This is a genomic window from Erysipelothrix inopinata, assembly GCF_014396165.1.
In the GTDB taxonomy this organism is placed as follows: domain Bacteria; phylum Bacillota_I; class Bacilli_A; order Erysipelotrichales; family Erysipelotrichaceae; genus Erysipelothrix; species Erysipelothrix inopinata.
The window spans coordinates 85,787-109,924 of the sequence record NZ_CP060715.1 but is presented as its reverse complement, the minus strand read 5'-3'; the positions used below and the strand labels follow the sequence as shown (position 1 = coordinate 109,924).

The following is a 24,138-nucleotide window of genomic DNA, read 5'->3' as shown; positions in this document are numbered from 1 at the left end:
TATGCAGAAAATAGAAAAAATACTTAATGAAATAATGTCATACTCAGATAAATATAAAAGTGATGTATTTAAGATTGCTGATAAAATTTGGGAGTTTGCTGAAGTTAAGTTTGCTACTCCCCTATCAACAAACCTAATCTGTGATTATCTTGAGTCACACGGGTTTGAAATTGAAAGAAACAGTGCAAATATTGATTGTGCATTTGTGGCCTCATGGGGTGATATGGGTCCTGTTGTAGGATATCTCGCAGAATATGATGCGTTATCAGGTATGGGCCAGCCGTCTCAGTGCTATCAAGAAGTAACATCAGAGGAACCAGGCCATGCTTGTGGTCATAATCTTTTAGGAACTGGTGTGATTCATGCAGCACTTCTTTTTAAAGACTATTGTCTGAATCATGGTTTCGATTATCAAGTTAAAGTCTATGGTTGTCCTGCTGAAGAGAGTGGTTATGCTAAAAACATCATGGCTGAGGCCGGAGTTTTTAACGACGCTACAATAATATTGACGTGGCATCCTAACGCATTCACACAAGCATGGGTTGAGCGTACACTTGCAGTAAAGACAGTAACGATTTCCTTTGCTGGTATTGCGAGCCACGCTGCAGGAGCACCTGAAAAAGGACGCTCAGCACTCGATGCTTGCGAGCTTATGAATGTAGGTGTTAATTACCTTCGAGAGCATATGTCAATGGAAGCCCGAATCCATTATGCATACTTAAATGCAGGAGGAACATCGGCTAATGTTGTACAAAAAGAAGCACAGCTTCATTACTTTATTCGGGGCAAAAATAAGAATGAGGTAGAATCATTGTGCAATCGCGTTCAAGATATTGCGAAAGGCGCTGCACTGATGACGCAAACTGAGATGAAGTTTGAGGTCGATGCATCGTGTCGCGATTTAAATGCAAGTATTCCACTCTCGCAAACATTAGAAACTGTGATGCGAAGTGCTAAACAAATTGAATTAGACGATAGCGATAAACTTCATCTTGAAAAATATTGTCATGATCCTACAAATTTATATTTTGACACTCAGATTAGAGATGCACGATATCACTATCAAGATTATGTTTCAACAGATGTGGGTGATGTGAGTTGGTGTGTGCCAACGGCACAATTATTCATTGCTTGTGAACCTTTTGATACACCAATGCATTCATGGCAATGGGTAGATAATGGGAAATCAAATGTAGCTCATAAAGGCATTATCAAAGCAGGAGAAGTACTTGCTACAACAGCAATATATGTGTTCCAAAATAAAACACTTCTTCAAGAAATTGAAGAAGCGTTTGAATCGGAATTATAGTGGAACGGGTTCAGATTGACCATTGTTTGTGGAAAAAACAGTTCGTCGTGGCAGTGCTTCACGTTTACTATGGTAGTCACTATTTTCCTTATGACGATGAATATGAGATGGTGGGAAACCAAAGACCGATTTAAAGCATTTCGCGAAATAAGCAGTCGAGTTAAATCCACATTCTTCACCACATTCCGCAATACTGATATCTGTCTCTGACAGTAATTGATGGGCTTGGTTGCATCGGACTTGGAAAATATAATTATTTGGAGTAATCCCAGTTACTTCCTTAAAAATGCGGCAGAAGTAGAACTTGCTGATCCCAACTTCAGAACTGATTTCATCGAGAGAAATATCGCGATTGTAATTATGATGAATGTATTCGATGGATTGTTTAATTATGATCATGCGATCGGATATTGGTTCTGATTGAACACTGGATTCAATGAGTTGATTACGATAAAGAAGAATCAACATGGTATTACATAATGCGCGTACTGCCTTTTGGTAATATGGCTTAGCTTGTTGACTTTCATTCGCGATAATTTGAAAAATATTTCGCATTTCTAAGTCATTCGTTAAATTGTGAAAACGGCAGTTAACTGTATCAAAGTTTAGGCTTCGACAGAATGTTGAGTCCATGATTAAACAAAAATATACAACCTCATCCGTTTCACTTTGAACACTATGTATTGAATTAGAATTGATGATTACAATCTCGCCACGTTGAGCGATAACTGTTTCATCATCAATGACTACGATAGCTTTACCAGATACGATATACAACAATTCAATGTTTGCATGCCAATGCGCTACAATCTCTGAATGATGCTTGTAAAGCGTATTAAAATGAAAAATAATCGGATAGTTGGGATTTTTGAAGTAGTGTAATTCGTAATGTAACTGGTTCATAATTCCTCCTATCGTAAAAATAAATACGATGTACAAATATAGTATAAAGATGAACATCGCAAAGGTCAAGGAAACGCTTACAGAAAGCGAGAGAGGTTAACAAAACTATGAAAACAGAACCAATAGTTATTTGTATAGCTGGTGCAGGGAGTACTTATACACCTGGAATTATCCAAGCTATGTTGACAGTGAAAGAACAATTTCCTGTTAAAGAAATTCGTTTGTATGATATATCAGAATCTAAAAATCATCGTACCTATGTTATTGTCGATTACTTACTGAAAAAGGCAGGAAAAGATACAGTGATTGTTGAAACAACGGATCCAGAAGTTGCCTTTACAGGAGTCGATTATATTTTTTCACAAATTCGTGCAGGTGGATTAAAAATGCGTGAACTTGATGAAAAAATTCCATTAGAGTTTGGTCTCGTAGGTCAAGAAACGTGTGGTGTTGGTGGATTTGCGTATGGCATGCGCTCAATGAATCAATTTCTTGATTTAGTTGGTGAGTGTATTCGCTATGCTCCAAATGCATGGATCTTAAACTACACAAACCCCGAAACAATAATTTCTGAAGCAGTACGACGCGCCTATCCTGAAGCAAAAATTATTAATGCCTGTGATATGGCGATTAGCATCAGTAAAACATTGGCGGATATATATGAATATGATCATGACGCATGGGTACCTGAATATTATGGTTTGAATCACTTTGGTTGGTTCCGTTCTATTTATGATAAACATGAAGATAGAGATGTCCTTCCAGATATTATTGAGCGTGCACTCAAAGACGGTGTTTGGCTCAATGAAGGTGATGACAGCTGGAAAGAAACTTACGTGAATTTGGGTCGAATGATTTCATACTTCCCAGATAGCATTCCTAATAATTACCTCGAGTATTACCTAATGGGTGATGAAAAAGTAGCGAAAGCAAATAAGAACTATACTCGTGCTAATTATGTCATGGATGGCCGAGATCAATACATGCAACGATTCTATGAAGCGATTGAGTCTCAATCAGAGGAAGATTTGAAATCATATAATATGGAGAATGAAATTCATGGACAATATATTATTGATATTGCGGTATCGTTGCATCAAGACCTCAATAAACGATTTAATCTAATCGTTGTAAATCAAGGTGCAATTATGAACTTAAGAGCAGATGCAGTAGTAGAAGTGCCTGCATATGTGAGTTCAAAAGGTGTTGAACCAATTCGTCTTGCAACACCTATTTGTGATTTCCATAAAGGATTAATGGAAGCGCAAGTAGCTTCAGAAAAATTATGGGTTGATGCCTTCTTTGAACAATCATATCTTAAAGCATTACAAGCATTCACATTGAACCAAACGGTACCTTCTATGTTAGTTGCAAAACAAGTGCTAGATGCACTCATTGAAGCTAATAGAGGGTACTGGCCTGAACTTCGATAATGTTATCAGATATCGAAAAAGTTTTATATAAACTCAAAGAAGTTCGAATCATCAATGCGATTCACAACTACGCAAGTACCCTCCTAACGATTCTTTTTGGATTGTCCCTCCTCATGATATTCCAAAACGTATCAACAAGTTTTATGGGCGTGTCGTGGATGCAAGGGTGGGAACCGAAAACAATCCTAAACGGCTTTATGGCACTCTTACCGTTTCTAACAGTTATATCTGTTGGATACTATTGTGCACAGGCATATAAGTTTGAGACGATTCATATTATTATGATGAGTCTCTGCTTATGGACTGGAATTATCTATCAATCTGATCGCGATTTTCAAGCGTTTTTGAAAATAGAAACACTTGCTGGAGCGATAGTATTACCTGTCGTATCAGTACTAATTTATCAGGGCATAGAAAGAATTAATTCTTACTTATTTAAAGGAACGCGTAAACAAATACCTACCTCAATAATTTCAAGTTTAAAAAGTATTCTTAACTTATGCTTTGGATTATTGGTTGTTTTCTTAATCGTTATCGTGATTAAAGCGGTAGGTATTGATGTGATTACCCCAATGCATCGAATACTTTTCGAAGGGGTGTTTAAACTTTACCAGTATCCAGTCGTATTTCTTATATTTGTATTTATGATGCAACATTTTTGGTATCAAGGAATGCACGGTGACGCACTCATTTCTGCACTGTTTGAACCAGCAATTATTTTAGCAACATTATTTAACATGCATGCACATGCAAATGGCTATGAAGCACGGTTTATTATTAATGCGACATTCTATACAAATTTTGTTGCTGTGAGTGGTGCTGGGTTAACCGGTGGGCTCTTACTCAGTTATTATCTTGTAAGAAAAGAGAAACGAATCGATGTTCTTGATAATGCAAGTGTATCTTCAGTATTTAATATTAATGAGCCGTTAATTTTTGGAATTCCGATTATTATGAATGATGACTTCAAAATGGCATTTATTTTGGCACCTATGGTAACCAGCACCCTGGCGTATTTCTTAACCTCTATTGGACTAATGAAACCATATATCTATGCAGTTCCATGGTTTATTCCGTTTGGAATCAAGGGACTCATCGGTACTGGTGGTGATTTGAAAACACTACTATTTGAAATTATATTGGCGATAATCGTAATCTGTATTTATTTACCAGCAACGAAAAAATATGTTCGAAATTACAAACAACAAGGAGAATTAGATGGGAAAAGTAATCTTTAATGCTGATGACTTTGGTTATAGCCGAGGTATGAATTATGCAATCGTGGATTCGCATCGTCTTGGGATTCTTACATCCACAACATTGATGGCTGCGATGCCTGGATTTGATCATGCCGTATCTCTGTCAAAGGACAACCCCAATTTAGGAATTGGTGTTCATCTAACGTTAACGTGTGGTTATCCACTATTGAAAAATCATAAGACCATTGTGGATGAGAAGGGAATGTTTAAAAAGCTATCATTCTTTGAAAATGATAATTTATATGATATTGATGAGGTATATGAAGAATGGGATGCTCAAATTAAGAAAATCATTGAAGCTGGCATTGCCCCAACACATTTAGACAGCCACCATCATGTTCATAGTTTTCCAAAACAAAACGCAGTAATTATTCGGTTAGCAAGAAAGTATCATCTACCAATTCGAAATAATTTTGAAATACCTGAAGATATCAGACATACCAGTTATTTCGAGCCACTCTTTGACCATGTTGGTGCTGAAAAAGAATCGCGAATCCAAGTCTATTTAAACAACCTTATTGATGTGATTCAAACTCACGATAGTGTTGAAGTTATGTGTCATCCTGGATATTTGGATTATGATATCTTTGAAGGATCAGCATTGTTAAGAAATCGTGTTAACGTGACTGAGTTCCTGATTCATTCAGATTTTTCTAAGAGACTCAAAGAAATAGAAAATATTGAGCTTGTGAATTACTCAAAACTATAACAAAGGAAGATGATTCTCGAGAGTCATCTTCTTTCTAATTTAAGTTTCACTTAGAAATCATCACATACTTAAAGGGGTATGATACAATTTGGTAGGTGATAAAAATGGAAAAAAAGATTGATGATTTAAAAATATATGAAGGAATTATAAAGAATGTCTTGCTTGGTTTTTTGGCTTTAATGATGGCACTTCTGTCTGTCGTAATATTTAATATGGCGTGGGAACTCGAAGGTGCTCGTAAAGTTGGTATGGTGGCGATCGGTATTATAGGATTTGCATTCTTTGCAATGGGAACGTTCTTTTGTTTTAAACAGGTTTTTGTTAGGAAACCAGTACTTGAACTCAGTACTGAGGGATTTGTTAATCGTAAACAAAGTTATTCTAAGAGAATGCCATTTATCGCATGGGATAAGGTATCGTCAATGGAAGTAAGAGATCTCCTTTCTGAATCATTTTTATGCATTGATTTAACAAACGAGGAAGAATATCTTGCAAGCATGAGTACTTCAATGAGAGTTGGTGCGAAGGCAAATCAAAAGATGGGTTACTCTGTAATATCAATATCTGCGAATACTTTAAAAGGATATAATGTCGAAACCCTCTATGATGAATTTGAATTTTACCGAGAAATCTACCTAAAATCAAAAAAGAAATCAAAGTAAGTGAAACTCGGCTATAATAAAAGCAGTGAAATTATAGAGGTAAGAAAATGTACATTATATATAGTGTAATAACTTTGATGAATATTTTAGGGTTTTATTTGATGAAGCGTGATAAGAGTCGTGCCTTGAAGCATCAGCCACGAATTTCGGAGGTAACATTTATGTTTGTTACGTTACTTGGTGGCATCGTTGGAATTGTAGTAGGTGGCTCAATGTTTCGTCATAAAACGAAGAAGCGTTCTTTCCAATTTAAAATAGGAATTGCTTTTCTCGCAAGTCTTGCACTCTATGTTAATATACTAAATATCATTAAATAAGCTCACATAATTGTGAGCTTATTTTAGTGTGTGAGGCTTCTTTTTTTGATGGTTTGATAACTAAGAACATAGGTAACACTAAAATATATACAATAAATTATCAAACATACTGTTATTGAAATTATTGCAGGAATGTATGAAATCGAATTTAAGCCACCTAGAGCTAGGTTAACTTCCATGATTCTCAGTCCGAATAAGGTATGTATAAGAGCCAATGTGAGAGGCAGACCAAAGGATATGAAGAGATCTTTGAAGAGAGATCTCCTAATCATTGATTGTGTTGCTCCCATATAAGACAGAATAAGATAATCTTCAGCTTTTTCCTTGCTTGAGTACAGTTGTTGAAGGGCAATCAATGCAAGAGAAGCAGTGATGAAAATAAAGCCTACAAAGAGCCCAACATAAGTAAAGAGAAGAATGACACCTTGTAACTCCAACATCATCTCTGCTCTTTGAATCGTCACTGTTGACTCATCATTGTTTAGCGGAGTGGTTTCATGAGTATAGTTGTTAATGGTTGTAAGCGGCGAACTCGAATGTTCAGGAAGACTTTCTACGATGAGGAGTGGGCCATCGATGATTTCCATATTGGTGAGATTTGGGAAGTTTCGATCTGTATAGTCGTGGGCTAAATCGACTTGAGGAAATTTCATCGAAGTATCGTGGATTCCTGTCACAATGAGGATTGGAAATTGATCAACCTTGAGTGACTCCAAATGGTGGTATCTTTCGTAATTCTTAAAATCATCATAACTTATTATATTGTGGCTAGAAAGTGTTTCGGTATTGAATTCAGAAATAACATGGATGTTTAAATCTCCATTGGATTGAGAATTTTCATGCGAAATAACAGAAGTTGCATATGGCAGTGAATCTACTTTAGCTTTTATGGTAAGACTCATATTTGAGGTAGTAGCAAATGCTCCCATTCCTAGAAGTAGCATGAGGCAGATCATTGTCATTATTTTGGTGGTTGTTGATAGATGGCTGCTGATACTTCTAAATACGACTGGATTAAGGTTTTTGAAGAAACGTGGTTTGTGTTTTTGGTTCCAAAAGAACAACAGATTTCCAAAGGATTTGAATAAACCATACGTTGATAGAGAACCTAGAATTATAATCATAGGCATATGTTTTAGAAGTTCTGAAGGCTGCAGTGCCCAATAATAGGTATAACCTAGACAACTCAGAGAAAGTATAAAGATTACGATTGTGAAATTAAGGTTTTCTTTGATAACACTGTTTTTTCGATGAGCCTGGATTAAATTGATAACTTTTTGTTTTTGGAGTGAGAATGCAGCAATCATGGATACAAGAATAAAACTGAGGCTAAATGATAAACATGTCTGATAGAGACTGGATAGTGATATTTTAAAACCATAGTTTGTTGACAAAGGTATTAGTGGTACGGTTGCACGATAAACAATGAAAGAAAACAAAATTCCAAAGGTAAGACCGACCAATAATGATAGGCTTCCAACGATGATGTTTTCCATTAATAAGAGATTTCGCGTGAAGGTATGTCTGGCTCCCATCAGTTGATAGAGTGCCATTTCTTTCTTTCGTTTATTCATGATAAATTGATTGGCGTAAAGAATGAGTCCGAATAGGACACAAGAGATTACGACTGATATTAATCCAACAAGTCTTACAAGAGATCGTGCGGCAGAAGTTGTATTTTCTGACAGGGCTTGAATGGAAGGTTGTGCCTCAAATGCGTTAAAGGCATAAAAGAATGCGACTGACAGTGTTAAGGTTAAAAAATAGATGCTGTAGTCGCGAAAGCTTTTTTGTACGTTTTTAAATGCAAGTTTCATAGGGGTTCCTCCATGATTAATCATAGCTTTTCAGCTTGGTTGGAACCATTGATGAAACGAACAGTAAGCGAACAATAATGTAAGAAAAAACTCGGTTTCCCGAGTTTTAATTAGATATAGATAATCTTTACATTACCAAAGGTTACATCACCATGAAGGACGAGTGTTGGACCCGAAACTTCAGTACGTCTGAATTCATCAGTTACTGAACCTAGAGTTGAATGAATATTGTTGATAACCGGCATTGTTGCAGGAATGTAAAGAAGAATTTGACCGAAGTTACAGTCGATTTGAACATTGGCTCCTGTCTCGCTAAGTGCACATTGGTCAAAGTAAACACGGACCGAACCAAAGTTGTTTTCGATATAACCGCCCTTGAAATTTGAAGAATGTAAGTAGCGTGTACGATCAGCGAAGTTAGTACTGATTCTTACGAAGTCAGCATTTTCGCTATCTCCTGACTTGAATTCGTCATAGGATTCAAAGCCTCCATCAGCATTAATAAATTCTTTTTCAAAGTATTTTTGTCTTTTTGGTTTGAAGATGAGGGATAAACCAGCACTGAGGAAGAATCCAGCCCATAAAATCCACCAGAAGTTATTTCTCATGCCAAAGTAGCTTTGATTCAATACAAGTGCGACAGCGAGCGGCATGATAATTCCATAGAACCTCATTTCAGGTAAGTTACTAATTGCGAGTGCAATCAGGAAGATTGTGATAATAATTTGGAATAGCCCTTCACCTACATAGAATAAGTCAAAGATATTACCAATGAGAATTACCGCAATAACAATAAAGAACGATCCCCAGAAAAAATCTCTTTTTTTCATAATAAACTCCTTCTTTCTAATTTGTTTTTTACATCAGAATAATACATACGCGATACATAAACTAACTTATGAGAATTCACAAATTGAATGCATCGAGCTGAGGTAAGTCGATGATCCATTGCTGATATTTTTTTAATATTTACAATAGTCGACTTTGAAATTCGAGCGAATGTATCGGGTAGTAGTGTTTCCAGTTCGTAAAGTCTGTATTTTGATTTATAAGAAATGTCAGTGAGATGCACATAGACATTATCTCCTTCAGTTTCAAAAAATAGAATATCATGAATTGGAATTGTTAAATCGGTTCCACGATGTTGTACTCGTATTTCAAGTGGTTGAAATTGGGAAACGAGTTGCTCAATTTCTGGAGTTAACTTTTTACATTCAATAATAACTTCATCTTCTAAATCTGGATTTTCAATTATTTTAATTTTCAAAAGTCTTCCTCCTATTCCACTATAAAATAAGTATCCCTTATTCTAAAGGGATTATGGCTATCTTGTCATAAATGACAGGTAAGATGTCATCTATAGTTTTTTCTTAGTAGTGCAATTTCTTGTTTATATCCTTCGAGATCATCTTGAGGTGTTTCAAGATAAAATGGAAGGTGTTTAAGTTTTGGATGATTGATAATGTTTACAAAGGTATCTAGACCCAGTGAACCTTGACCAATTTTCTCATGGCGATCTTTATGAGAATGAAACGGATTCTTACTATCATTGATATGAATTGCATGAAGTTTCTCGAGACCGATGATACGATCAAAATCATCGATGACACCATCCAAGTCGTTCACTAAATCATAGCCTGCATCGTAAAGATGACAGGTATCCCAACATACTCCTAATTTTTCTTTCACTTCAACTCGATCAATAATCATCTTGAGTTCTTCAAAGGTTCGGCCAACTTCTGAACCTTTACCGGCCATTGTTTCAAGAAGAACAATTGTTTCTTGTTCAGGAGTTAAAACGCGATTTAGCATGTCGCTAATCATAACAACCGCATCATCAACCCCTTGTCCTACGTGGCTACCTGGGTGAAAGTTATAGAGACTTCCTTTGATAAAACTCATGCGATAAATATCATCTAGCATAACTTCTTCAGCATATTCACGGGTATACTCTTTGTTGCTACAAGCATTCAATGTATACGGTGCGTGCGCTAAAATATGTTTGAAATCATTTTCTTTAATAATTTTATTAAGAGCTTCAACATCTTCTAAATTTAATGGTTTCGCTTTCCCACCACGTGGACTTCGTGTGAAAAACTGAAATGTATTGGCTCCGATTTCTAAAGCATCTTTTCCTAATGCTTCATAGCCTTTTGCAAATGATAAGTGACATCCGATTGTTAACATACAATACCTCCATATAATATACTAATCATAAACGAAAAAAGCTCATCCGACAAGGAAACTACTGGGTATATCAATGTACATGAGATGGGAAGATTGATACTCTATAGTCAGGAGGGCTTATGGAACTAATAGGAAAAAAAGTTTTAACAATCGTCAGTCCGGATTTTGACGATTTAGAGTTGTGGTATCCAATTATCCGTCTTCGTGAGGCAGGATGTCATGTTGATATTGCCGGGGAAATTGCAAACCATTCATATCGAGGTAAGTATGGATTATCTGTCGAAACAAATTTGTCATTTTCAGATGTAAATATTGAAGAATATGATGGCTTGGTAATTCCAGGTGGTTGGGCACCTGATTATCTGAGACGCTTAGATTCTGTGTTGGAATTTGTTAAATACATGGATAAACATAATCGTGTGATTGGACAGATCTGTCATGCGGGCTGGGTTTTATCATCGGCTGGAATTTTAGAAGGTCGTAAAGTAACCAGCACACCTGGAATTAAACATGATCTAATGTATGCAGGTGCGACTTGGGTTGATGAAGCAGCAGTTAGAGATGATAATATTGTTTCAGGCCGTCGTCCACCGGATTTACACATCTATCTGCCACTATTAATTGAGGCACTTAAATAAAAATAGAGGGTAATCATGAATAAGAAAACTAACAGTAATAAACAAGATGAAGAACTTTCTATTTATGATCTCTTCAGAGACTATGAAGGTGGATCCTTTCAATCAGAATTGATTGATTTTGGAGAGGATATTGGAACAGAGAAACTCGAATCATAAAACAAAGACCGAAGTTATTCGGTCTTTTCTTTGTCCTTAAAACGATCCAAGAAGTCAACTGTTTGATCATCATCGTAGTAAGAGATTACTTTATTTAAATTGACACGTTCCATTGAATGGAATATATTTGCTTCAATAAAGGGATTAATTTGTTTGTAGTCTTTAATGAATTGTTTAATTTCTTTTCGCTTACTGCTTGATTCATGAGGGTTAATTTCAGACTGTTCTGTAAATTTACAAGCACATTTTAAGAAAGTAAGTCCCGTATAGTTTACCCAGCGTATGATATTATCTTCACGCACATAATAGAGGGGGCGAATAATTTCCATATCAGGATGGCTTGTAGAAGTAAGTCTTGGAAGCATGGTTCCAACCTGTCCGCCATAAAATAGGTTCATGAGAGTTGTTTCGATGGCATCATCATAATGATGACCCAAAGCAATCTTATTACAGCCAAGTGAACTTGCGAATTCATACAAATAGCCACGACGCATTCGAGCACAGAGATAACAAGGACTTTTTTCAATGTTGTCTACAATTTCGAAAATTGAAGAATCAAAGATTTCGACATCTATTTCTAACTCTTTCGCATTATCAATAATTTTTTGTCTGTTTTCGGGTGAATAACCCGGATCCATAACAAGATATTTTACGGTAAAAGGAACATCTGAGAATTGAACTAAAGTTTTGAAACATAGTGCCAACAACATACTGTCTTTTCCCCAGAAATACAAACTGCGATTGCATCATTTGGTTGAATTAAATCATAATCAGTGATGGCTTTTAAGTACTTCGACCAAATATCTTTACGATAGGTTTTTAGGAGTGTGTTTTGATAATTCATATGAAACCTCTTTTTTAAAATAATTATAGCATATGAAAAAGAATCTCCGAAGAGATTCTAGATGAAATAAACTGCAACTGCTTCAGGTGCATAAACATCTTTTTGTAAGAGTGTTAAGCGTCCTGTATCTTCATCACGAAGATAGAGCGTGAGGTTATCGGTATCGCGGTTTGCAACTACGAGATATTTTTGATCGGGACTGATTGCAAAGTCACGTGGGTGTTCACCATATGTAGAAATGGTATCAATTTTTTCAAGTGTATCATCTTCGAGTACTTTTAAGATAGCAATTGAATCATGGCCTCTGTTTGAAGCATATACGAAGCGTCCATCTTTACTAATGCGTATAGCAGCTCCCGCTGATTCGATAGCTGGATCTGGAAGTGTTGAGATGGATTGGATTTGTTTGAGTTCAAAGCCTTCATCAACAAGTGTAATAATTTGGTTGTTGTGTTCTCCGAATGCATAGAGCAACTTTTTAGTTGGATGGAACGCAATATGGCGTGGACCCATACCTTCTTCAGTTTTGAAAGTAGCAATTTCATTCATTAGCTCGTATTTACGGATGGTGTTGAGTCCCAAATCACAAACATAAACACAGTCATCATTAGGATCATAGTCAACGTAGTGAGCGTGTGAACCCTCTTGGTATTGAATAATTTTGTGAAGTTCTTGGTCTTGAGTTACACGTACGAATCCGCCATGATAATTTGCATCATAAATTGATGCCTCTGCTTCATGATAACGGACATAGCAAGGTGGAACACCTTCTTGAGTTTGTGTATACAATAATTCTGCTGTATCCCCATTAAAATTCCAAGCGGCAATTCCAGCATTTTTTCCTTCTTGGTAGACACTATAGAGTGTTGAAGTTTTTGGATCAAAATCTAAATATGTCGGATTTTGTGTGGCTGTTACTAATTTTAAATCTCGAAGAGTTTGCGTTGTTTCATCCAATTCGATGGAATAGATTCCCTTACTCTCTTTTTTTGTATAAGTACCTAATAGTATTTTAGTCATATCATTGCCTCCTTGTGTAATCATATCATGAATGGATAAACATGGGGATAGGTTAGATACGGTAATTAATTTCATAATGTAACGATATTTCAAAGAAAATATGAAATTAATGAACTAAATAGATTGGATAACTATACATTTAAAAATTTGTAGGTACAATAAAAGTATCAAGGAGGATTTTTAATGAACAAAAGATTAAAAATTGTAACAATTGGTGGAGGAAGTTCCTATACACCTGAATTAATGGAAGGTTTTATTAATCGTGCTGATCGTCTCGATATTAAAGAACTATGGTTAGTTGACGTTGAAGAAGGTCGCGAAAAATTAGAAATCGTTGGTGCAATGGCACAACGTATGATCGAAGCATCAGGACTTGATACTAAAGTATTTTTAACACTAGATCGTCGCGAAGCACTTAAAGATGCAGACTTTGTTACTACACAATTTCGTGTTGGACAATTAAGCGCACGTGTAAAAGATGAAAGAATCCCTGGTAAATATGGTTTATTGGGACAAGAAACAAATGGAGCAGGTGGAATCTTCAAAGCATTCCGTACAATTCCAGTTATCTTAGATATTATTAAAGATATGGAAGAACTTTGCCCTAATGCATGGTTAATCGACTTTACAAACCCTGCAGGTATGGTTACTGAAGCTGCTATTAAAGTTGGTGGATGGAAACGTACAATTGGATTATGTAATATTCCTGTTGGAGCAACAAAAGCAAACCACGAAGCAATGGGATATGATGAAAATGATCAAATCTTATTCGAAAAATTTGCAGGTTTAAACCACTTCCACTGGCACCGAGTATGGGATCGTGATGGAAGCGAAGTTACTGATCAATTGATTGAAGCATTCTACAACCCAGAAAGCGAATATGCTAAGAGTAAAAAAGCTGAAGTTGCAAATATTGCAGCTATCAACTATACATACGAGCAAGTTAAGGATTTAGGTATGCTACCATGTCCATACCACCGTTACTACTATATTGAACGTGAAATGTTGGACGAAAACTTACAAAACTTTAAAGATCACAAGACACGTGCAGAAACAGTTAAAGCAACTGAAGCAGAACTCTTTGAACTTTATAAAGATCCTGAATTGAACTACAAACCAGAACAACTTACAAAACGTGGTGGTGCACACTACTCAGATGCTGCATGTGAAATCATTGCATCCATTCATAACGACTCACGTACTGTTATGACTGTAAGTACACAAAACAATGGTACTGTAGTTGACTTACCATACGATTGCATCGTTGAAGTTACATCAGTTATTACATCCCATGGTGCTGAACCATTTAACTGGGGAACATTCCCACCAGCAGCACGTGGACAATTACAATTAATGAAAGCTATGGAAGAAACAGTTATTGAAGCGGCTGTTACTGGAGACTATGGTAAAGCAGTTCAAGCATTTACAATTAATCCATTAATCCAAAGCGGAAACTATACAATTGACCTCTTAAATGAAATGTTAGTGGCTCACAAAGATCACTTACCACAATTTAAAGAAACAATTGAAAAATTAGAAGCACAAGGCGTTAAATACATCGCTGACTAATGAAAAATATAGCGGAAGGGAAACCCTCCGCTATTTTCATAGAAAGGAAATTTATGAAAGTTTTTGTCACTGACCTAGATGGAACACTTCTAAACGAAAATCGTCAACTAACCCCTGAGATGGAAATGTTGATTCGATTAATTCGTGATAAAGGTTATTACTTTGGTATTGCAACAGGAAGACCATTTTTCTCGGCTGAATCCGCATTTGATCGTATTCAAGATCAAGTTGACTTCGCAATTTGTAACAATGGAGGAGACATCCATGATTTTATCAGTGGTGAGGTACATGAACAGTATCCACTCTCTGGATCTGATGTTTCAGAAATCCTAGATTTTGGTCGTGCCTTAGGTGGTAATGCAATATTGGGATTTGATGATATTCTTCATATTGATTTTGAAGATGAATACAGCAAGATGATGGCTAAATATGTTGATGTGGAGGTGGGAGATATCAAACCACTTATAAAAGATCATCATGCGAAAATTATTTTCAGAGGGTCCCCAGAAGTTCTCAAGAAAATAGCAGAATATGATGCAGAACATCCAAAAGAGACCTATAAAGCATTCATGTCACAAGCTGACTTAATTGAGTTTATGGATCCTCGCGTCAACAAGCTTACAGGAATTGAATGGTTCTGTGAAACTCATGATATTGATATTAAAGATGTAATGGCATTTGGAGATGCCGATAACGATATTGAAATGGTAGCTGGAGTTGGTGTAGGTATCGCAATGGACAATGCTACTGAAAGTGTTAAAGCTGTAGCGAAACATGTGACCTATGCTAATACAGATAATGGTGTATACCGTTATCTCATTGAATATATGTCAATGTAATAGATACTATCACTATAAATTGAGCCTGTTTGATTTCATATATAATTCACTACTTTCCACTTTAGCTAATATATAATAAAACTAAGGATAGATTTATCGTATTTTCATAAAGTAGGAAGGAGAAAAACTATGGAATTTGCAACTTTTGTTGGAACGATTCTTGTTATTGCGATGGTTGGTGACAGAATTGTTAAGAAAATTGAATTGCTTTTAGTAGAAACAAAAAAGCAAAATAAAATTCTAGAAGAATATATAAAAGAAGTCAAACCATTTTTAGAGAAGGCAGACTAAGCTCAAATTACATCAATAATATAAAAGGATTCAAGATGAAGCAATGCTTCACGTTGAATCCCTTTTTCTTATAAGAATAAGTTTCGACGTTTGAATCGTACTACAGAGATAATAAGTATCATAATTGTGATGAAACTTAGTATGCCTACCATTAAGTAACTTTGAGATTGCCCACTAATTATATCAAAGGGTTTGAATAGCGTTAGAGGTGTAAAGTATTCCAAAAACTCAGTGTTACTGTTGACTTGAGATAACATCTGAATAAGGATTGAGCCAAATCCGACAATGCTTGCAATTCCCATTGAATATTTCGTATCATCCCATGAAATTGCGCAAAAGAAACAGACGGATAAAAAGAAACATTGTAGTATCAATAAGCAACCGTTTAATATCATAAATTTACCAATATCCAAATCACCTGGAAATTTTAATTCACTGATAAGTACGACGAGTCCAACTGTATATAAAAGCAAAACTAATATATTTAGAAATGCAGTGAGCAATTGTGTAAAAAATATTTCTGTTCTTGAAACATTACTATTAAGTAAATACGCAAATGATCCATTAGATAAATATTTACCAATAAGTTTATAAGCTAAGATAAGTGAGAATATAAATGGAATGAGAATTAAAATAAAACCGTAGAGATAGTTCGCTAAAAAACTAATCATGGTTGAGCCAGGATCTTTCATCCCAAAGGCAGCAAATAGTTCAGGCATGGATTGAGCAAGACGATTCATACTTTCTCCAAGCTTGGGGTCATACATTAGTGTTATGATGCTTCCATATAGGGTAATGATTGCTAGAAAGAGTGCGAGCAGTTTACTATTTGATTTTATCTCGTGTTTAAATAGTGATAGATTCATGATTCATTTCCTCCATAATAACTAAGAAAGACTTCTTCCAAACTTTGATCTCTAGAATTAAAGTCAACAATAGGAAATTGGTGTAATATATTCAAAAGCTCTGTGATATCACTCTTATCAATAAGTGTTAAGTTTGCTTTATGAGTAACACTATTTGGATAAAAAGACTTAAATTCTTCAGCGTCGGACTCACTCGTAAACTCAATTTCGTAATGTTTGTTCCGTTTCTTCTTAATATCTGTCATGGATTCATCTACTTTGATTTCCCCATCCTTAATCAAAAGAACACGATCACAGGTATGCTCAATTTCGTCGAAAATATGAGAAGACATTAAGATTGTTGTTCCGGATGCTTTTTCTTTTTTAATTAACTCGATAAATTTTTGTTGCATTAAGGGATCAAGCCCACTCGTTGGTTCGTCAAGAATTAAAATTGGAGCGTGTTGCATAAAAGCAACAACCAGTGCTGTCTTCTGTTTCATACCTTTAGACATTTTCTTTATCTTAGTGGTACTGCTGAGTTCAAAGTACTTCATGAGGTTATCAGCTTCTTGGGTATTTTTGATTCCCTTTAATTCTGCAATGTAATAAATAAACTCTTGTGCAGATAAATCATCAAATAAAGAGATTTCACCCGGTAGATAACCAATATGTTCTTGAATCTGTGGTGCTTGCTCAAAGCAGTGAAAACCCAGTACTTCAGCAACACCATAATCTGGTTTCATGAATCCCATAAGATGTCGTATTGTGGTCGTTTTTCCAGCGCCATTCGCACCAATAAAACCCACGACTTCTCCAGCTTTTATTTCAAAATTCAAATTAAAAATTCCGCGGTTACTTCCAAAATCTTTTGTTAGAGCATTTACTTTAATGGGGTTCATAGAAATTCCTCCTTATAACTGACGCTTTTAAACATTGCTTGCCACTTTTGAGCGTTAATCAAAAGTTCTTCTAGTGTGATAGGTTGGTCGAGCCGTTGTTTATCAAGTAAGTAACCTTCGGATAGCCATAAAATCATTTGTAGTATCTCCATCGGTTCGACATCTTCCTTGAATTTTGAAAAATCAATATGCCGAAATGATTCTTCATAAGATTGACTCATGAGAGATACAAGAAAATCGTTAGCCTTTTGATTATCTTTTTGTCGAGCCAATGTCAGCATCATACAGAAATCGAACATATAAGGATAAGTTTTGATAATATCAACTTTGGATATAATTGTAGCTTCGATGAAATCAAAGAAATCAGTTATCGTAGTATCAATGCCTTTACTGAATTCTTCCATAAAATAAGATTCACAGAAATCGCAAAGATAGAGATAGAATGCTTCTTTATTTTTAAAATAGTAAAAGAGGAGTCCTTTCGCTATGTGTGCTTCGTAGGCAATATCTTCTGTATTTGCCTTCTGATACCCATATTTTGAAAACTGGTGTAACCCAGCATTAATAATTCTATTTTGCTTCTCTTTAGAGAGTGTTTCAAATTTATCCATACACATCACCTTCTGATAATTTCATTTTATTACTTTGACTATTTTTTTCAAGCCATCTTATTTAATTATTTTACAATCAACATTTTGTCTTCTAGAGTAACGTTTTTAAGCAAGACTCAAACTAAAAGGCACTCAATTTTTGAACTGCTCCCTGTCAAGTAGACAGGTGAAATAAATAAAATACCCAAGATGATTTATCGCTTTACGATGAATCATCTTTTCTTATGCTACAGTCGCCTGCATTTGCTTTTCTCTAATGTTTGACCAATAAGCTTCAATTTTCTTGTTGGTTGGAATTGAATAACTTATAGGTGTCTCTGATCCTAATGCTTCAGTTCGAACCATCATTGGTGTTTTGTTTTTAAATCGTTTTTGAAGTCTCTTGTTGTTATAAAAATCAATATACACATCAATTGCTTTCTTTAACTCGCTTTTAGTATTGAATTCATTAGGATAGTACATTTCTGATTTGATAGTTCCCCAGAATCCTTCCATAGGACCATTATCAATACAGTGTCCCACTCTAGACATACTTTGTATCATTCCTTGATCTTCTAGCTGTTTTCTAAATACCCTACTTGTATATTGGAATCCTCGGTCACTGTGAAATAAAGGTTTTGCCTCTGGATATCTCGTGATAGCTTTATGATAAGTATCAAACACAAGTTGATTATTGTTACGATCACTTATGTGGTACGCCACAATACTCAAATCATAAAGATCAATAATCGCACTGAGATACAGCTTCTTACCTGAACCTTTAATCTTAAATTCTGTGACATCTGTCAACCATTTTTCATTTGGTTTAGAGGCAAAGAAGTTACGATTTAAAATATTTTCAGCTGTGATTTCAGGAGTGCTTCGTGAATACTTTTTAGACTTTTGCCGAATCACTGATTTCACACCCAGCTTCTTCATGAGTCTTCGAATTCTCTTTGGATTGTACTGAACTCTATTAAACTCATTAATCCAATCTGTCATTCGTCGATAGCCTAAGATATGTCCAAACATTTCATCATAATCAAGAATGAGATTACAAAGCTCATGATTCTCAATTTCATTGCTTGTTTCAACACGGTGCGTCCATTTATAATAACTACTTCTTGCGATTTTAAGTACTTTACACATCCATTGAATACTCCAACCATGTTTATGATGAAGTTCTTGGACTGCGAGATACTTTACTTCTTGTTTTGCTTTGGAGAATATCGCCGCCCTTCTATTTCCTTCACTTTTTTTAATAGAATATTCTCACGTTCTTTCAGTTCAAGTTCTCTTTCGAGTTGTTTGATTTTACGTTCTAAACGTTCTTCATTACTGAGTTGATCTTCTTGTTTTCGTTTGCCACGTTTATCAAGAAGCCCTTCATATCCTATCTCGTTATATTTTTGAACCCACTGGTAAACTTGAGCATAGGAAAGCCCGTAGAGTTCGGCTGTTCCCTTATAATCGTAGTCATGTTCAATACAATGTGCGACAATTTCTTGACGTTCTTCAATCGTTGTTTTTCTACCTTTTGTCATATAGACTTCTCCTTTAGGATCGTAATCCTTTATGGTTTCAAGTCTATTATACTTGTTTATCCATCCACGCAAAACCTCATCGGAACTTATATCGTATTTGATAATAATATCTGCGAGAGAACCTAGTCCTTCAAGGTAATCTTGAATAGCAGATTCCTTAAGTTCTTTCGAATAACTTTTATTTCGAGGTTTATATGAGAATGCTTCAACACCGACGATTTGGTATTTTTTCACCCATCTACGCAATGTCCCAGGATTAATCGATAATTCTTGGGATATTTCCATTGCACCTTTTATGCCGTTCAAATATTCTTTAACTACTTGTTCTTTTATTTCCGCTGGATATTTATTCTTTCTACCCATAGAAAAAGCTCCTCCTTTTTGTAGTACCCGTTTTTATTTATTTCGGGTGTCTACTTTAAGGGGAGCTTATCATTTTGAGTGCCTTTCGTCATTAATCTTCCTGTATGAGTACGAATTTTTCTTGTATGTAATTATATTGATATCTATCATATAAATAAGCAGATAACTCTTTATTATTGTTCTCTAATTCCGCAACTTCCGCACCAAACATTACTACAATATTTGGAAATACTTCTAAAAATTTTTCATCATCCTTTGCCATCTCAATGAACTTTTGTTCACTGTGTGAAAGTGTTTCTTTCACAATTTTATTTGCATGATCTAGAAGATTAACTCCCTTCTTGTCAGGGGTCTGAGGTGGATTTCCGAGTATTACATTACGATCCTTATTGAAATATTCACTATTTCCCTGAGGGCAACGGCCATAAGTCACAATCAGTTTATTCTCACATTTAAGTGAACATAGTTTTTGAAGCTCATCGAGCCATGTAAATCCATCGTTTTCATGTTCAAATAAAGTTTCATACTTCCACAGATTTTCTTTAATATTTTTATCTGTACTACCATCATTAAAAGATATCCAAGAAACTAAATCAACTGTCAATTTTTCTCGCTGACTGTACTCAGTAAAAGATACGTAGTCTCCTTTTGAATATGCTCGCATAAAGTTTTCTCCGATGACTTCATTAACCACTGAGAAAAATGATTCCGTATAAGTTTCCTTTTCTTTTTTTTTCGCTTCATTAAAATACTTTTTAAAAAAATCACTGTCATCTTCTTTAAAAATATCAGTCAATTTCGAATTTAATTGCTTTGAAAGTTCTAGAGCATTCATATTTTTCCCCTCCACATTTAAGTTGTACTTCCTATTCATCCTACCATAATTAAGAGGAACCGATGTAGAGAAAATAGCACTTTATTAATTTTCGATATTTTTGAAAATTATAAATGCCGAAAACTGTGTTGAATGATGTTATGTTAAGAGAACTCATCTATAAACTTATAAAAGGATTATAATAAGTAGTAGGAGTAAAGAATATGAAAAAAAGATTGAATATTATTAGTGGTGTTTTGATAGCAAGTGGTATTATGGCACACATCTATCGTTTAAATACCCCGGAGATGATGGATGCAAATGGTGTTATCGTCTCAGATAATCTCGGACCCATCGTTATTGGGCTAATTTTGATTATAATGGGTATCGTTCTATTTATTTATAACATTGTTAGTTCGAAGAAGTTTAAAGCTTAAGAATATGCGAGTGCATCTTTTTTGTTGAGAAGAAAAATGATATCGAGTGTCTTATAAAAATAAAATTGTATAAATAAAAACCCACTATAAAGTGGGTGTAATTTCATATGGCGGAGGACAAGAGATTCGAACTCTCGGAAGCATAACACTTCGCCACCTTTCCAAGATGGTGCCTTAAGCCGCTCGGCCAATCCTCCAATGCTAATTCATTATACACAATATTTTTGGAGAAAACAATGTATAATAGATAAAAAAGGGAGGTTTGGCATGCTCTTAATAAATCGTATCAAAAACTTTGAACATTACTCAAATAGTGAACAACAAATTGCACAGTATATTGTGGATCACACGAAAGAAATCACAGACATGACGATTCATGCTTTGGCAGATAAGACATTTACATCAGCTTCAACCATTACGCGTTTTTGTCGTAAATTGGGAGTCGATGGGTTTAGTGATCTTAAACTACAGTTAGCTCGGGAAATGTCAGCGGCATCAATTCAAGAGGGACGTATTCAGGATGAATTACCTTTTGAAAAGAATCAAACCGCAGAAGAAATTACCAATCGTATTTTGAATCTAAACATTCAGTCGATGAATGATACGTATCAACAACTCGATATTGTACACTTAGAAAAGGTTTCGAGAATGTTGTATGAGGCGCCTCATATCTATCTTTATGGTACAGGACAGTCACTGATCCTTGCTCAGGACTTTCAATACAAGCTATTTCGAATCAATCGTGATTGTAATCTAGAGACTGCAGTAGGATTTCAGTTCATGAAAGTTCATACGCAACCTTTAGATAGTATCGCATTGATGATTTCCTATTATGGTAATGGATTAAATAATCTTCGCATTATCAAGGATCTGAGTGAACGTGGAATAAAAGTAATTTTAATTACAGGACCCAACGAGAATCCACTATGTCAGTATGCTGCGGAAGTTATTCATGTTGCTCCTCAAGAAGAATTGATTACGAAGATGGCGTCTTTCTCCTCCCGTACTGCAATTCAGTTAGTATTAGATTTTATTTACTCTCTTATCTTTTCATTTGATTATGAAGACAATCAAAAAAGACTCTCTACGTCAACGTTACTTAGATAGTGCAAAATCACAAATAGACACGAACTTTCCCAATAATCAGTCGGAAAGTTCTTTTTTTTAGGTTAAGAGGTCCTTTTTCACATAATTCATTCAATGAAAAGGCTTGCAATATCACAAAGATAGCAATAATATAAATACATAGGAATGAATTATAATCATTCAGGAGGTGGCGTTTGAGATTTAAAAATGATTTTTTATTCGGGGCAGCAACAGCTGCTTATCAAGTGGAAGGTGCCTACAATGAAGATGGTAAGGGAGAATCCAACTGGGATGTCTTCTCTAAAATTCCGGGTAAGACCTTTGAAAATACAAATGGTAATGTCGCAGTTGATCATTATCATCGCTATAAAGAAGATGTTGCTTTGATGGCAGAGATGGGACTTGAGTCGTATCGATTTTCAATTGCTTGGACTCGAATTTTCCCAGATGGCGATGGCGAGATTAATCAGAAGGGAATTGATTTCTACAATAATCTTATTGATGAATGTTTAAAGTATGGAATTGTACCTTTTGTGACTCTTTATCATTGGGATTTACCAGAATCTTTACAAAAAGATGGGGGATGGTTATCTCAAAGAACTTTGGATGCTTTTGAAAATTATGCTCGAGTGTGTTTTGAAGCATTTGGTGATCGTGTAAAACATTGGATTACTTTCAATGAAACTGTTGTATTTATTCGACACGGCTATATCTTCGGAGCGCATCCACCAGGAATGGTCAATGAGTTTAAGAATTATTATCAAGCCTTACATAATGTTTTCACAACTCACGCTAAAACAGTTCTTATCTATAAAAAGGAAATGAAGTTGCATGGTGATATTGGAATTACCCATGTATTTAATCCTGCATTTCCTATTGATGACAAAAAAGAAAATGTTGAGGCAAGTGATTACAGTAATCTTACAGATACTTACTTCTTTTATGATCCGATTTTGAAAGGAAGTTACCCTGAAGCAATGTTAGAGATTCTTAAAGAACGAAACCAAGATTTTGAAATTACGAAATCTGATAAGGAAGTGCTTCTTGAGGCTGCACCTCTCAATGATTTTATGGGGTTAAATTATTATGCTCCAATGAGAGTAAAACAATCGGATTCTTCAGAGTATCAAACACGAAGTCGCGAAAACAGTACGGGAAGTGCTGGAGGACTAACTTTTGATGGTGGCGCTCAGACTCAGGTTCTAAGTACAAGTCGCTATACAAAGTGGGGATGGGAAATTTCACCCGAAGCATTCTTTGCTGGACTTGTATTATTAAAAGAGCGTTATGGTGATGTGCCATTCTACATTACTGAAAATGGACTGGGTGATGAGGATCCAATTATTGAAGGTGAAATCATGGACATTGCAAGAATTCACTATATTGCTGATCATCTTCGTGCGGTATCAAAAGCTATCGAAAATGGGGTTGATATTCGTGGTTACTATGCATGGTCATTTATTGATCTATTGAGTTGGCTTAATGGTTTTAAAAAGCAATATGGTTTTGTTTATGTTGATCATAATCATAATTTAGAGCGAAAGAAGAAAGCCTCGTTTTATTGGTATAAAGAGGTTATTAAGTCTCGCGGGGAAATACTATAG

At 35.4% G+C, this 24,138-nt stretch carries 28 protein-coding genes and 1 tRNA gene; 14 read left to right on the top strand and 15 right to left on the bottom strand.

The window, feature by feature from the left end; translation table 11 throughout:
• The first annotated feature begins 1 nt into the window (after nt 1).
• Entirely contained in the window at nt 2-1,309 is a 1,308-nt protein-coding gene (locus H9L01_RS00540; protein ID WP_187534019.1) for an amidohydrolase, read from the top strand.
• Here H9L01_RS00540 and H9L01_RS00535 read toward each other — a convergent pair.
• Complete coding sequence (locus tag H9L01_RS00535; RefSeq protein ID WP_187534018.1) at nt 1,304-2,212, bottom strand: helix-turn-helix domain-containing protein; 909 nt, start codon at nt 2,210-2,212, stop codon at nt 1,304-1,306. The two genes, H9L01_RS00540 and H9L01_RS00535, sit on opposite strands and share 6 nt — an antisense overlap.
• A 107-nt stretch (nt 2,213-2,319) precedes the next feature.
• On the opposite strand from H9L01_RS00535, the gene H9L01_RS00530 reads away from it, so the two are divergent.
• The 5 genes from H9L01_RS00530 to H9L01_RS00510 all read left to right on the top strand — a co-directional run bounded on the left by H9L01_RS00530 (nt 2,320) and on the right by H9L01_RS00510 (nt 6,592).
• The gene (locus H9L01_RS00530) at nt 2,320-3,645 is read left to right on the top strand and encodes a family 4 glycosyl hydrolase (protein ID WP_187534017.1); all 1,326 of its coding nucleotides are present in this window, start codon (nt 2,320-2,322) and stop codon (nt 3,643-3,645) included.
• Nucleotides 3,645-4,883, top strand: a complete 1,239-nt coding sequence (locus H9L01_RS00525; protein ID WP_187534016.1) for a PTS transporter subunit EIIC — start codon at nt 3,645-3,647, stop codon at nt 4,881-4,883. Before H9L01_RS00530 ends, H9L01_RS00525 begins: the two co-directional genes overlap by 1 nt.
• Nucleotides 4,864-5,613 (top strand): carbohydrate deacetylase, encoded by a 750-nt coding sequence (locus tag H9L01_RS00520; protein WP_187534015.1) that lies wholly within the window; start codon nt 4,864-4,866, stop codon nt 5,611-5,613. Before H9L01_RS00525 ends, H9L01_RS00520 begins: the two co-directional genes overlap by 20 nt.
• A 104-nt stretch (nt 5,614-5,717) precedes the next feature.
• On the top strand, nt 5,718-6,275 hold the full coding sequence (locus H9L01_RS00515) for an STM3941 family protein (protein ID WP_187534014.1): 558 nt from the start codon (nt 5,718-5,720) through the stop codon (nt 6,273-6,275).
• A 47-nt stretch (nt 6,276-6,322) separates the two neighbouring features.
• A complete protein-coding gene (locus H9L01_RS00510) occupies nt 6,323-6,592 on the top strand; it encodes a DUF1294 domain-containing protein (protein WP_187534013.1) in 270 nt (89 codons plus the stop codon).
• 23 nt (nt 6,593-6,615) lie between these two features.
• Here H9L01_RS00510 and H9L01_RS00505 read toward each other — a convergent pair whose 3' ends face one another.
• The 4 genes from H9L01_RS00505 to H9L01_RS00490 all read right to left on the bottom strand — a co-directional run bounded on the left by H9L01_RS00505 (nt 6,616) and on the right by H9L01_RS00490 (nt 10,596).
• A complete protein-coding gene (locus tag H9L01_RS00505) occupies nt 6,616-8,409 on the bottom strand; it encodes an FtsX-like permease family protein (RefSeq protein ID WP_187534012.1) in 1,794 nt (597 codons plus the stop codon).
• A gap of 110 nt (nt 8,410-8,519) precedes the next feature.
• Nucleotides 8,520-9,239 (bottom strand): LiaF transmembrane domain-containing protein, encoded by a 720-nt coding sequence (locus H9L01_RS00500; protein ID WP_187534011.1) that lies wholly within the window; start codon nt 9,237-9,239, stop codon nt 8,520-8,522.
• Nucleotides 9,236-9,676 carry a LytTR family DNA-binding domain-containing protein gene (locus H9L01_RS00495; RefSeq protein WP_187534010.1) on the bottom strand — a complete coding sequence of 147 codons (441 nt, stop codon included), beginning with the start codon at nt 9,674-9,676 and terminating at the stop codon, nt 9,236-9,238. The genes H9L01_RS00500 and H9L01_RS00495 overlap by 4 nt, the downstream gene beginning before the upstream one ends.
• A gap of 86 nt (nt 9,677-9,762) precedes the next feature.
• Nucleotides 9,763-10,596, bottom strand: coding sequence for a deoxyribonuclease IV (locus H9L01_RS00490; protein ID WP_187534009.1), 834 nt, complete (start codon nt 10,594-10,596; stop codon nt 9,763-9,765).
• Nucleotides 10,597-10,715: 119 nt separating this feature from the next.
• Between H9L01_RS00490 and H9L01_RS00485 the strand changes: the two genes are divergently transcribed.
• Together H9L01_RS00485 and H9L01_RS00480 are read left to right on the top strand one after the other, a co-directional pair.
• On the top strand, nt 10,716-11,234 hold the full coding sequence (locus H9L01_RS00485) for a type 1 glutamine amidotransferase domain-containing protein (RefSeq protein WP_187534008.1): 519 nt from the start codon (nt 10,716-10,718) through the stop codon (nt 11,232-11,234).
• Between the two features lie 15 nt (nt 11,235-11,249).
• Nucleotides 11,250-11,390, top strand: coding sequence for a hypothetical protein (locus H9L01_RS00480; protein WP_187534007.1), 141 nt, complete (start codon nt 11,250-11,252; stop codon nt 11,388-11,390).
• 14 nt (nt 11,391-11,404) lie between these two features.
• On the opposite strand, the gene H9L01_RS00475 is transcribed toward H9L01_RS00480, so the two are convergent.
• The 3 genes from H9L01_RS00475 to H9L01_RS00470 are packed head-to-tail and all read right to left on the bottom strand — an operon-like array spanning nt 11,405 to nt 13,254.
• Nucleotides 11,405-12,100: a tRNA 2-thiocytidine biosynthesis TtcA family protein gene (locus H9L01_RS00475; protein WP_246449083.1), complete on the bottom strand. Its 696-nt coding sequence runs from the start codon at nt 12,098-12,100 to the stop codon at nt 11,405-11,407.
• Nucleotides 12,070-12,234: a hypothetical protein gene (locus tag H9L01_RS10730; RefSeq protein WP_246449080.1), complete on the bottom strand. Its 165-nt coding sequence runs from the start codon at nt 12,232-12,234 to the stop codon at nt 12,070-12,072. Before H9L01_RS10730 ends, H9L01_RS00475 begins: the two co-directional genes overlap by 31 nt.
• Nucleotides 12,235-12,291: 57 nt before the next feature.
• Nucleotides 12,292-13,254 (bottom strand): lactonase family protein, encoded by a 963-nt coding sequence (locus H9L01_RS00470; RefSeq protein WP_187534006.1) that lies wholly within the window; start codon nt 13,252-13,254, stop codon nt 12,292-12,294.
• A gap of 183 nt (nt 13,255-13,437) precedes the next feature.
• On the opposite strand from H9L01_RS00470, the gene H9L01_RS00465 reads away from it, so the two are divergent.
• From H9L01_RS00465 to H9L01_RS00455, 3 genes are all read left to right on the top strand, one after another.
• Nucleotides 13,438-14,823 (top strand): 6-phospho-beta-glucosidase, encoded by a 1,386-nt coding sequence (locus H9L01_RS00465; protein ID WP_187534005.1) that lies wholly within the window; start codon nt 13,438-13,440, stop codon nt 14,821-14,823.
• 53 nt (nt 14,824-14,876) lie between these two features.
• The gene (locus H9L01_RS00460) at nt 14,877-15,662 is read left to right on the top strand and encodes an HAD family hydrolase (protein WP_187534004.1); all 786 of its coding nucleotides are present in this window, start codon (nt 14,877-14,879) and stop codon (nt 15,660-15,662) included.
• A 129-nt stretch (nt 15,663-15,791) separates the two neighbouring features.
• A complete protein-coding gene (locus tag H9L01_RS00455) occupies nt 15,792-15,953 on the top strand; it encodes a hypothetical protein (RefSeq protein ID WP_187534003.1) in 162 nt (53 codons plus the stop codon).
• A gap of 68 nt (nt 15,954-16,021) precedes the next feature.
• On the opposite strand, the gene H9L01_RS00450 is transcribed toward H9L01_RS00455, so the two are convergent.
• From H9L01_RS00450 to H9L01_RS00425, 6 genes are all read right to left on the bottom strand, one after another.
• Nucleotides 16,022-16,819, bottom strand: a complete 798-nt coding sequence (locus H9L01_RS00450; protein WP_187534002.1) for an ABC transporter permease subunit — start codon at nt 16,817-16,819, stop codon at nt 16,022-16,024.
• On the bottom strand, nt 16,816-17,700 hold the full coding sequence (locus tag H9L01_RS00445) for an ABC transporter ATP-binding protein (protein ID WP_187534001.1): 885 nt from the start codon (nt 17,698-17,700) through the stop codon (nt 16,816-16,818). Before H9L01_RS00445 ends, H9L01_RS00450 begins: the two co-directional genes overlap by 4 nt.
• Nucleotides 17,697-18,311, bottom strand: coding sequence for a TetR/AcrR family transcriptional regulator (locus H9L01_RS00440; protein WP_187534000.1), 615 nt, complete (start codon nt 18,309-18,311; stop codon nt 17,697-17,699). Before H9L01_RS00440 ends, H9L01_RS00445 begins: the two co-directional genes overlap by 4 nt.
• A gap of 222 nt (nt 18,312-18,533) precedes the next feature.
• Complete coding sequence (locus H9L01_RS00435; RefSeq protein ID WP_246449181.1) at nt 18,534-19,520, bottom strand: IS3 family transposase; 987 nt, start codon at nt 19,518-19,520, stop codon at nt 18,534-18,536.
• A complete protein-coding gene (locus tag H9L01_RS00430; protein ID WP_187533385.1) occupies nt 19,493-20,197 on the bottom strand; it encodes a helix-turn-helix domain-containing protein in 705 nt (234 codons plus the stop codon). The genes H9L01_RS00435 and H9L01_RS00430 overlap by 28 nt, the downstream gene beginning before the upstream one ends.
• 91 nt (nt 20,198-20,288) lie before the next feature.
• On the bottom strand, nt 20,289-21,032 hold the full coding sequence (locus H9L01_RS00425) for a hypothetical protein (RefSeq protein WP_187533999.1): 744 nt from the start codon (nt 21,030-21,032) through the stop codon (nt 20,289-20,291).
• A 203-nt stretch (nt 21,033-21,235) separates the two neighbouring features.
• Here H9L01_RS00425 and H9L01_RS00420 point away from each other — a divergent pair, with 203 nt between their 5' ends.
• Entirely contained in the window at nt 21,236-21,448 is a 213-nt protein-coding gene (locus H9L01_RS00420) for a hypothetical protein (protein ID WP_187533998.1), read from the top strand.
• Between the two features lie 108 nt (nt 21,449-21,556).
• Here the strand turns inward: H9L01_RS00420 and H9L01_RS00415 are convergent.
• Nucleotides 21,557-21,645: transfer RNA gene (locus H9L01_RS00415), tRNA-Ser, on the bottom strand.
• Nucleotides 21,646-21,715: 70 nt separating this feature from the next.
• Here H9L01_RS00415 and H9L01_RS00410 point away from each other — a divergent pair.
• Both H9L01_RS00410 and H9L01_RS00405 read left to right on the top strand, forming a co-directional pair.
• The gene (locus H9L01_RS00410) at nt 21,716-22,555 is read left to right on the top strand and encodes a MurR/RpiR family transcriptional regulator (protein ID WP_187533997.1); all 840 of its coding nucleotides are present in this window, start codon (nt 21,716-21,718) and stop codon (nt 22,553-22,555) included.
• Between the two features lie 173 nt (nt 22,556-22,728).
• The gene (locus tag H9L01_RS00405) at nt 22,729-24,138 is read left to right on the top strand and encodes a GH1 family beta-glucosidase (protein ID WP_187533996.1); all 1,410 of its coding nucleotides are present in this window, start codon (nt 22,729-22,731) and stop codon (nt 24,136-24,138) included.

Excerpts from the sequence above, each read along its gene's own strand:
- H9L01_RS00540 (WP_187534019.1), top strand. The coding sequence starts at position 2 with ATGCAGAAAATAGAAAAAATACTTAATGAAATAATGTCATACTCAGAT.
- H9L01_RS00535 (WP_187534018.1), bottom strand. The coding sequence starts at position 2,212 with ATGAACCAGTTACATTACGAATTACACTACTTCAAAAATCCCAACTAT.
- H9L01_RS00530 (WP_187534017.1), top strand. The coding sequence starts at position 2,320 with ATGAAAACAGAACCAATAGTTATTTGTATAGCTGGTGCAGGGAGTACT.
- H9L01_RS00525 (WP_187534016.1), top strand. The coding sequence starts at position 3,645 with ATGTTATCAGATATCGAAAAAGTTTTATATAAACTCAAAGAAGTTCGA.
- H9L01_RS00520 (WP_187534015.1), top strand. The coding sequence starts at position 4,864 with ATGGGAAAAGTAATCTTTAATGCTGATGACTTTGGTTATAGCCGAGGT.
- H9L01_RS00515 (WP_187534014.1), top strand. The coding sequence starts at position 5,718 with ATGGAAAAAAAGATTGATGATTTAAAAATATATGAAGGAATTATAAAG.
- H9L01_RS00510 (WP_187534013.1), top strand. The coding sequence starts at position 6,323 with ATGTACATTATATATAGTGTAATAACTTTGATGAATATTTTAGGGTTT.
- H9L01_RS00505 (WP_187534012.1), bottom strand. The coding sequence starts at position 8,409 with ATGAAACTTGCATTTAAAAACGTACAAAAAAGCTTTCGCGACTACAGC.
- H9L01_RS00500 (WP_187534011.1), bottom strand. The coding sequence starts at position 9,239 with ATGAAAAAAAGAGATTTTTTCTGGGGATCGTTCTTTATTGTTATTGCG.
- H9L01_RS00490 (WP_187534009.1), bottom strand. The coding sequence starts at position 10,596 with ATGTTAACAATCGGATGTCACTTATCATTTGCAAAAGGCTATGAAGCA.
- H9L01_RS00485 (WP_187534008.1), top strand. The coding sequence starts at position 10,716 with ATGGAACTAATAGGAAAAAAAGTTTTAACAATCGTCAGTCCGGATTTT.
- H9L01_RS00480 (WP_187534007.1), top strand. The coding sequence starts at position 11,250 with ATGAATAAGAAAACTAACAGTAATAAACAAGATGAAGAACTTTCTATT.
- H9L01_RS00475 (WP_246449083.1), bottom strand. The coding sequence starts at position 12,100 with ATGTTGTTGGCACTATGTTTCAAAACTTTAGTTCAATTCTCAGATGTT.
- H9L01_RS10730 (WP_246449080.1), bottom strand. The coding sequence starts at position 12,234 with ATGAATTATCAAAACACACTCCTAAAAACCTATCGTAAAGATATTTGG.
- H9L01_RS00470 (WP_187534006.1), bottom strand. The coding sequence starts at position 13,254 with ATGACTAAAATACTATTAGGTACTTATACAAAAAAAGAGAGTAAGGGA.
- H9L01_RS00465 (WP_187534005.1), top strand. The coding sequence starts at position 13,438 with ATGAACAAAAGATTAAAAATTGTAACAATTGGTGGAGGAAGTTCCTAT.
- H9L01_RS00460 (WP_187534004.1), top strand. The coding sequence starts at position 14,877 with ATGAAAGTTTTTGTCACTGACCTAGATGGAACACTTCTAAACGAAAAT.
- H9L01_RS00455 (WP_187534003.1), top strand. The coding sequence starts at position 15,792 with ATGGAATTTGCAACTTTTGTTGGAACGATTCTTGTTATTGCGATGGTT.
- H9L01_RS00450 (WP_187534002.1), bottom strand. The coding sequence starts at position 16,819 with ATGAATCTATCACTATTTAAACACGAGATAAAATCAAATAGTAAACTG.
- H9L01_RS00445 (WP_187534001.1), bottom strand. The coding sequence starts at position 17,700 with ATGAACCCCATTAAAGTAAATGCTCTAACAAAAGATTTTGGAAGTAAC.
- H9L01_RS00440 (WP_187534000.1), bottom strand. The coding sequence starts at position 18,311 with ATGGATAAATTTGAAACACTCTCTAAAGAGAAGCAAAATAGAATTATT.
- H9L01_RS00430 (WP_187533385.1), bottom strand. The coding sequence starts at position 20,197 with ATGGGTAGAAAGAATAAATATCCAGCGGAAATAAAAGAACAAGTAGTT.
- H9L01_RS00425 (WP_187533999.1), bottom strand. The coding sequence starts at position 21,032 with ATGAATGCTCTAGAACTTTCAAAGCAATTAAATTCGAAATTGACTGAT.
- H9L01_RS00420 (WP_187533998.1), top strand. The coding sequence starts at position 21,236 with ATGAAAAAAAGATTGAATATTATTAGTGGTGTTTTGATAGCAAGTGGT.
- H9L01_RS00410 (WP_187533997.1), top strand. The coding sequence starts at position 21,716 with ATGCTCTTAATAAATCGTATCAAAAACTTTGAACATTACTCAAATAGT.